This window comes from Deltaproteobacteria bacterium, assembly GCA_003696105.1.
In the GTDB taxonomy this organism is placed as follows: Bacteria; Myxococcota_A; Polyangia; order Haliangiales; family J016; genus J016.
The window spans coordinates 1-8661 of sequence record RFGE01000162.1; the positions used below are offsets into that span (position 1 = coordinate 1).

Annotated in this window: 6 protein-coding genes; all 6 read left to right on the forward strand. The window is 67.3% G+C overall.

Annotated features, from left to right (window positions below; translation table 11 throughout):
* Positions 1 to 6 precede the first annotated feature (6 nt).
* Positions 7 to 756 (forward strand): cytochrome c, encoded by a 750-nt coding sequence (locus D6689_10895; GenBank protein RMH41508.1) that lies wholly within the window; start codon positions 7 to 9, stop codon positions 754 to 756.
* A complete protein-coding gene (locus tag D6689_10900) occupies positions 753 to 4364 on the forward strand; it encodes a nitrate reductase subunit alpha (protein ID RMH41509.1) in 3612 nt (1203 codons plus the stop codon). Before D6689_10895 ends, D6689_10900 begins: the two co-directional genes overlap by 4 nt.
* On the forward strand, positions 4365 to 5876 hold the full coding sequence (narH, locus tag D6689_10905) for a nitrate reductase subunit beta (protein ID RMH41510.1): 1512 nt from the start codon (positions 4365 to 4367) through the stop codon (positions 5874 to 5876).
* Entirely contained in the window at positions 5873 to 6445 is a 573-nt protein-coding gene (locus D6689_10910; protein ID RMH41511.1) for a hypothetical protein, read from the forward strand. Before narH ends, D6689_10910 begins: the two co-directional genes overlap by 4 nt.
* Complete coding sequence (gene narI / locus D6689_10915) at positions 6438 to 7127, forward strand: respiratory nitrate reductase subunit gamma (GenBank protein ID RMH41512.1); 690 nt, start codon at positions 6438 to 6440, stop codon at positions 7125 to 7127. The genes D6689_10910 and narI overlap by 8 nt, the downstream gene beginning before the upstream one ends.
* Before the next feature lie 44 nt (positions 7128 to 7171).
* Positions 7172 to 8661 (forward strand): NarK/NasA family nitrate transporter (locus D6689_10920; GenBank protein ID RMH41513.1); only part of this gene is annotated, 1490 nt, incomplete at its 3' end.

Here is an 8661-nt window from a genome sequence, read left to right on the forward strand (position 1 = left end):
GGACCGATGGAGGAGCTGTTCGCGGAAAAGTGCGGCTCCTGCCACAGCATCGGCAAGGGCGCTCGCGTCGGCCCCGACCTCAAGGGCGCGCACGAGCGGCATAGCCCCGAGTGGTTGCACCAGTTCATCAAGGCGCCCAGCTCGAAGCTCGACTCCGACCCGGACGCCCGGGCGCTCCTCAAGAAGTACAACAACGTGCGCATGCCCGACCTCGGCCTGTCCGACGAGCAGGTCGACGGGCTCATCGCCTTGATCGAGCGCTGCTCGGCGCAGCCGTGCAACCTCGCCGGCGCGTTCCGCCCCGTCACCGAAGCGACGCCAGAGGACGTCGCGCTCGGCCGCGCGCTGTTCACCGGCGAGCAGCCGCTGTCGGCGGGCGGCCCGCCGTGCATCTCGTGTCACACCGCGCGCGGCATCGACACGCCGTTCGGCGGCGGCACCCTCGCGGTGGACCTCACGCACGTGTTCGCAAAGCTCGGCGACGAGGGGCTCGACTCGGCGCTCAAGAGCCCGGCATTCCCTCTGATGAAAGACATCTTCGCCGACAAGAAGCTCACCAAGGAGGAGGCGTTCGCGATCCGCGCATTTTTGTCGGCGGCCAACCGGTCCGAGCAGGATGAGGGCGACACGTTCGGCCTCCTGCTCGCGGGCCTGCTCGGCGCGGCGCTGTGCCTGGTCGTGCTCAACGCGTTGTGGTCGCGCCGGCTGCGCGGCATTCGCAAACCGCTCATCCAGTCTTCGGGGGTCGTCTCGTGAAGTGGCTCAAAGATCTCGTCAGTCCGAAAACCCGGCGGTGGGAGGAGTTCTACCGCAACCGCTGGCAGCACGACAAAGTCATCCGCAGCACGCACGGTGTCAACTGCACCGGTGGTTGCTCGTGGAACATCTACGTCAAGGACGGCATCGTCACGTGGGAGATGCAGGCGGTCGACTACCCGCTGCTCGACCACGAGGTGCCCCCCTATGAGCCTCGCGGCTGCCAGCGCGGGATCTCGTTTTCGTGGTACCTGTACAGCCCGATCCGGGTGAAGTACCCGTACATGCGGGGCGCGCTGATCGACCTGTGGCGCGAGGCGCGCGCCAACCACGACGACCCGGTCGAGGCGTGGGCGAGCATTCAGCGCGATCCGGAAAAGCGCGCCCGGTACCAGCGCGCGCGCGGCAAGGGCGGGTTCCGCCGCGTGCCGATCGACGAGGCGATCGAGGTGCTGGCGGCCGCCAACATCTACACGGCGCAGACGTACGGGCCCGACCGCATCGTCGGGTTCTCGCCGATCCCGGCGATGTCTCAGCTCAGCTACGCGGCCGGTGCGCGGATGCTGCAGCTCATGGGCGGCATCAACCTGTCGTTTTACGACTGGTACTGCGACCTGCCGCCGGCGTCGCCGGAGATCTGGGGCGAGCAGACCGACGTCGCCGAGAGCGCCGACTGGTACCACTCGAAGATGATCGCGGTCATGGGGTCCAACCCCAACATGACGCGCACACCGGACTGCCACTATCTGGCCGAGTGCCGCCACAACGGCTCCAAGCTGGTCGTGTTTTCGCCCGACTTCTCGCAGGTCGCCAAGTACGCCGATCAGTGGGTCGCGCTCAACGCCGGTCAGGACGGCGCGTTCTGGATGGCGGTCGGCCACGTCATCCTCAACGAGTTCTACGTCCAGCGTCGCACGGAGAAGTTCGAGCGCTACGTCAAGCAATACTCGGACTGCGGTTTCCTGATCCAACTCGACAAGTCGTCGCGCGGCTACCGGGCCGGGCAGATGCTGCGCGCCAACCGCCTGGCGGAGTACGCCGGCGAGGAAAACGGCGACTGGAAGTTCCTCGTGTTCGACGCCAACAGCGGCCGGCCGCGGATGCCCGGCGGCACGATCGGCTTCCGCTGGGGCTCGCAGAAGGGCAAGTGGAACCTCAAGCTCGAAGACGGCAAGACGGGAGAGCCGATCGATCCGCAGTTGACGTTCCTGGGCGAGTCCGACGAGGTCGCGCTGGTCGAATTCGAGGAGTACGACAGCGACCGCGTGGCGCTGCGCGGCGTGCCGGCGCGGCGCGTGCGAACGGCTGACGGCGGTGAGGTGCTCGTCGCGACCGTGTTCGACCTGCTGTGCGCGCGCTACGGAGTCGGCCGCGGGCTCGAAGGCGAATACCCGAGCGGCTACGACGACGCGGACCACTCCTACACGCCGGCGTGGCAGGAGCGCTGGACGGGCATCGGCCGCAAGACCGTGATCGAGTTCGCGCGTGAGTGGGCGAACACGGCCGAGGTCACCGACGGCAAGTGCAGCATCATCATCGGCGCCGGCGTCAACCACTGGTACCACAACAACCTGATGTACCGGTCGGGGATCGTGGCGCTGATCCTCACGGGCTGCGTCGGCAAAAACGGCGGCGGGCTCAACCACTACGTCGGCCAGGAGAAGCTCGCGCCGGTCGCGCCGTGGGCCCAGATCGCGTTCGCCCGCGACTGGGTCGGGCCGCCGCGGCTGCAGAACGCGCCGTCGTGGCACTACGTCCACAGCGACCAGTGGCGCTACGAGGCGGACTTCACCGATTACCACCCGGTGCCCGGCGAGGCGTCGCTGGCCAAAGGCCACACCATCGATCTGCAGGTGCGGGCCGTCCGCGCCGGCTGGCTGCCGTTCTTCCCGCAGTTCAACAAGAGCAGCATCGAGGTGTGTCGCGAGGCGCGCGCGGCCGGCGCGAAAACGAAAGAGGAAATTGTCGCCTACGCGGTCGACAAGCTGAAGTCGGGTGAGCTGACGCTGTCGGTGACGGACCCGGACGCTCCCGAGAACTGGCCGCGGGTCTGGTACATCTGGCGCGGCAACGCGTTGATGTCCAGCGCGAAGGGGCACGAGTACTTCCTCAAGCACTACCTCGGCACGCACTCGAACGCGATCGCCGAAGAGCGGTGCCAGGGGCACGTCAATGAGGTTGTGCTGCGCGACCCGCCGGAGGGCAAGTTCGACCTCATTTGCGACCTGAACTTCCGCATGGACACGTCGGCGCTGTACTCCGACGTGATCCTGCCGGCGGCGACCTGGTACGAGAAAAACGACCTCAACTCGACCGACCTGCACTCGTACATCCACCCGCTCTCCGAGGCGTGCAAGCCGGCCTGGGAGTCGCGCTCCGACTGGGATCTGTTCCGCGAGATCACCCGCAAGACGTCCGAACTCGCGGCGCGGCACTTCCCCGACCCGGTCGAGGACCTCGTCATGACGCCGCTGATGCACGACTCGCCGGCCGAGATCGCCCAGACGGAGATTCGCGACTGGAGCAAGGGCGAGTGCGAGCCCATCCCGGGCAAGACGATGCCGAACCTCACGGTCGTCGAGCGCGACTTCCGCAAGTTGTACGACCGCTTCTGCGCGCTCGGGCCGAACGTTCGCGACGGCAAGATCGGCGCGCACGGCGTGAGCTTCAGCGTCAAGGAGGAGTACGAGGAGCTGCTCGAGCGCGGGCCGAAGGTGAACGTCGATGGAACGTGGTATCCGTCGCTGTACGAGGCGCACCACGCCGCCGACGCGATCTTGCACCTGGCGCCCGAGACCAACGGCGAGGTGGCGTACAAGGGCTACGTCGACCTCGAGGCGAAGACGGGAGTCGACTTGGTCGAGCCGCTCGCCGAGAAGCAGCGCGCGCACCGCGTGACGTTCAAGGATCTGCAAGCGCAGCCGCGCCGCCTGCTCAACAGTCCGGTGTGGTCGGGGCTCGTCACCGACGGGCGCACATACTCGGCGTTCTGCACGCAAATCGAGCACCTGGTGCCGTGGCGCACGCTCACGGGCCGACAACACCTGTACCTCGACCATCCCGGGTATCTGGACTTCGGCGAGCACCTGCCGACGTACAAGCCGGTGCCGCTGCCGGCCGACTACGGCGACCTGCGGCGTAGCCCGGACGACGGCATCGCGCTCAACTACCTCACGCCGCACGGCAAGTGGCACATCCACTCGACGTACGGCGACACGCACCGGATGCTCACGCTGTCTCGCGGGTGTGAGCCGGTATGGATGAACCCGGAGGATGCCGCGGAGATCGGCGTGGCGGACAACGACTACGTCGAGGTCCACAACGATCACGGCGTCGTCTGCACGCGGGCGGTCGTGAGCCATCGCATCCCGCGCGGGGTGTGCATCATCTATCACTCGCCCGAGCGGACCATCAACGTGCCCAAGTCGAACCTTCGCGGCGGCCGGCGCGCCGGCGGGCACAACAGCCTCACGCGCGTTCGGCTCAAGCCGAACTTGATGGTGGGCGGCTACGGCCAGTTCACCTACGCGTTCAACTACTGGGGCCCGACCGGGGTCAACCGCGACACGACAGTGCGCATCCGCAAGATGCAGAAGGTGGAGTTCTAAATGGACGTTCGCTCTCAGGTGTCGATGGTCTTCCACCTCGACAAGTGCATCGGCTGCCACACGTGCAGCATCGCCTGCAAGAACGTGTGGACGGACCGCAAGGGCGCCGAGTACATGTGGTGGAACAACGTCGAGACGAAGCCGGGCACCGGCTATCCGACGGCGTGGGAGGACCAAGAGAAGTACAAGGGCGGCTTCGAGCGGCCCGAAGGCAACGGCCGCGGCATCCGTTCGCCGAAACTGCGGGCGGTGGGCAAGGTGCGCGGCGCGCTCACCGTGTTCCACAACCCCAACCTACCGACGATCGACGACTACTACGAGCCGTTCACCTACCGGTACGACGACCTGTTTACGGCGCCCGAGGGCGCGGACCAGCCGACCGCGCGCGCCGTATCGATGATCACCGGCGAGGAGATGAACATCGAGGCCGGCCCGAACTGGGACGACGACCTGGGCGGCTCTCCCGTATACGCCGCCAACGATCCGAACCTCGCCAACTGCACGCCGGAGGAGCGGGCCGCGCTGTTCGAGGCCGAGCGCCTCGTGTTCTTCTACCTGCCGCGCATCTGCAACCACTGCATGCATCCGGCGTGCGTCGCGGCGTGCCCGTCGGGCGCGCTGTACAAGCGCGGCGAGGACGGCATCGTCCTGCTCAATCAGGAGCGGTGTCGCGCCTGGCGGTTCTGCGTGACCGCCTGTCCGTACAAGAAGACCTACTTCAACTGGTCCACCGGCAAGAGCGAAAAGTGCATCTTGTGTTACCCGCGCCTCGAGTCGGGGCAGGCGCCGGCGTGCTTCCACAGCTGCGTGGGGCGCATCCGCTACCTCGGCATGGTGCTGTACGACGCGGACCGGATCCCCGAGGCGCTCGCGGCGGACGACAAGGATCTCGTCGAGCGCCAGCGCGAGCTGTTGCTCGACCCGCGCGATCCGAAGGTCATCGCCGCGGCGCGCGCCAACGGCATCCGCGATGACGTCATCGAGCACGCGCAGCGGTCGCCCGTATACGACTTCGTGATCAACTGGGGCCTCGCGCTGCCGCTGCACGCGGAGCACCGGACGCTGCCGATGTTGTTCTACGTGCCGCCGATGTTGCCGGTGATGGCCAACCGCGCCGAGGGCAAGTACGACACGGTGGTCGACCAGTTCCTCGGCGGCATCGACGAGTACCGGTTGCCACTGAAGTATCTGGCGTCGCTGTTCGGTGCCGGCAACGAGGCGCCGGTGCGCTACGCGCTGCGCAAGCAGCTCGCCGTGCGCACGTACCGCCGCGCTCTGACGGTCGGCGACGTGGACATGGAGACGGCAAAGAAGGTGCTCGCGGAGGCCGACTGTTCCGTCGAGGAGGCCGACCGCATCTACCACCTCACCTCGATCGCGCCGTTCGACGAGCGGTTCGTCATCCCGCCGATGCACCGGGAGGAGGCGATCGAGATGCTCGAAGAGGACACTCTCGGAGCCAAGGGCTTTACCGGGCTCGGGTTCCGCCGACCGCCGGAGCGTGGCCTGTGAGGACCGACATCCCCACCGAAGCGCTCGACGCGATCGCTGCGGCGCTCGAGTACCCGCACGCCGGCAGCGAGCGGGCCGCGCGCGCCGCGGCTGACGCGCTGCGCGGCGTCGACGATGAGGTCGCCGCGGCGTTTGCGGCGCTCGCGGACTGGCTGCGCGACACACCGCGGGCCGAGCAGGAGGAGCTGTACACGCGCCTGTTCGACCTGCGCCCCGCGTGCACGCTACACGTCGGCTACCACGTGTGGGGCGATGCGTACCAGCGCGGTGAGCTGCTCGCGGGGCTCGTCGGCGAGTTGCGGCGCGCCAACATCGACCCCGGGCGCGAGCTGCCCGACTTCTTGCCGAACGTGCTGAGGTTGTGGGGCCGCATCGACGTCGACGACGACGCGCGCCTGTTTCACGACCGCGTGCTGGCCGTCGGCGTGGGGCGCATGGCGGCCGAGCTGCGGCGCGTAACGACCCCGTGGGCGGTGGCGGTCGCGTCGCTGTCGCGCCTGTTCCCCCAATCCGGAGCGTCGCGCGGGCAGACCGAGGCCGAACGCAACTGGGAGGCTCTCCATGTTTGACACGTTGATCTTTGGCGCGTTGCCCTACGTCGCGTTCGCGCTGTTTTTGATCATTTCGATCCAGCGCTATCGCCGCGACCCGTTCACGTTCTCGAGCCTGTCGTCGCAGTTTCTCGAGACGCGGCGGCTGTTTTGGGGCTCGGTGCCGTTCCACGTCGGCATCCTCACGCTGTTCTTCGGCCATCTGATCGGGTTTCTGTTCCCGCGTCAGGTCATGCTGTGGAACCGGATTCCCGCGCGGCTGTTCGTGCTCGAGGCGACCGCCCTCACCGCGGCGCTGCTGTGTTTGATCGGGCTGTGTGGCCTCATCGTACGGCGCGCGGGGTCGTCGCGGCTGCGGGCCAACACGTCCCCGACCGACGTGATCGTCTACGTGCTGCTCCTGTTCCAGATCGTGACCGGGATCTGGGTCGCACTCACCATGCGCTGGGGTAGCGCCTGGTATACGCACGTCGCCGTCCCCTACGTGCGGTCCATCTTCGCGTTCAGCCCGGACATCGCGCGCGTCGCGGCCCTGCCCCTGGTCGCCAAGCTGCACATCGCCGGAGCCTGGGTGCTCATCGGCGCGTTTAGCTTTACCCGCCTGGTCCACGCGCTGGTCGCGCCGGTTCCGTACCTGTGGCGCCCGCTTCAGGTCGTCATCTGGAACCGACCGCGGCGGGCGACGTCGTCGACGCGCTGACCGCACCGCGATCGAGCGCATAACGCAACACGAAGGAGGTCCCCATGTCCGACCGGCGCAAGGCGTACACCGTGCTCGCGATGAACACGATCGCCTTCACCGTATGCTTCGCCGTTTGGATGATGTACGGGGTGTTGATCACCTTTTTGGTGTCCCAGCGCATCTACGCCTTCGACAAGGCGCAGCTGGGCTGGCTGATCGGCACGCCCGTGCTCACCGGGGCGGTGTTCCGGCTACCGGTCGGCGTTCTCACCGACAAGTACGGCGGCCGGATCGTCTACGCGATCGTCATGTTGATCGCGGCGGCGGGCGCGTTCCTCGTGAGCCTGGTCGACGGGTTCTGGGGATTTTTCTGGGCGGGGCTTCTGTTCGGCATCGCGGGGACCTCGTTCGCGGTGGGCATCGCGTACACGTCGGTGTGGTTCCCGCAGCACCAGCAGGGGACCGCGCTCGGCATCTTCGGTGCGGGCAACGCGGGGGCGGCGATCACGAGCCTCGGCGCGCCGACGCTGCTCAAGGTCCTCACCGACCACGGCGAACACCTCGACGGCTGGCGGCAACTGCCGCGCATCTACGCCGCAGCTCTCGTCGTGACGACCGTCGCGTTCTGGCTGTTCACCTATCCGAAGAAGGTGGCGCACGGCCACGAACTCACCCTGGCCGAGCGGCTGCGGCCGCTGAAGAAGGCGCGGGTGTGGCGGTTCGGCATGTACTACTTCTTCGTGTTCGGCGGCTTCGTCGCCCTCGCGCAGTGGCTGATCCCCTACTACGTCAACGTCTACACCGTGTCCGTCGCGATGGCGGGCCTGCTCGCGTCGATCTACACGCTTCCGTCCGGCGTCATCCGTGCGCTCGGCGGATGGATGTCTGACAAGTGGGGCGCGCGGCGGGTGATGTACTGGGTACTCGGCGGCAGCGCGGTGTGCAGCTTCCTGCTGATCGTTCCGCGCATGGACGTGTACGCGCCGGGCGAGGGAGTGTTGGCGGATGCGCCGGGGACGGTCACGGAGGTGGCGCCGGACCACATCACGGTGGACGGCAAGGTCTATCGGTTGCGCACCAAGCCGGCGGATCAGGGGCGGGCGGAAGAAGGCACGCTGGTGTGGCCGAAAGGCCGGTCCTGGCAAGAGCCCGCCGTCAAGGTCGGCGACAGGGTGGTCAAGAAGCAGCTGCTGGCCCGCGGTGTCACGCACGTCTACTTTCAGGCCAACATCTGGATCTTCACCGCGCTGGTGTTCGTCATCGGCATCCTGATGGGCATCGGCAAGGCGGCCGTTTACAAGCACATTCCGACGTACTTCCCGAAGGACGTCGGCGTCGTCGGCGGCATCGTCGGCGTGCTCGGCGGGCTCGGCGGCTTCGTATGCCCGATCCTGTTCGGCTACCTGCTGCGCTGGACCGGGATCTGGACCACGTGTTGGATGTTCTTCTTCGCGCTGTCCGTCGGGCTGCTGGTGTGGATGCACCACGTCATCCGCAAGATGCTCGCCGAGAAGGCGCCGGCGCTGTCGGAGCAGATGGACCGGCCGGTCGA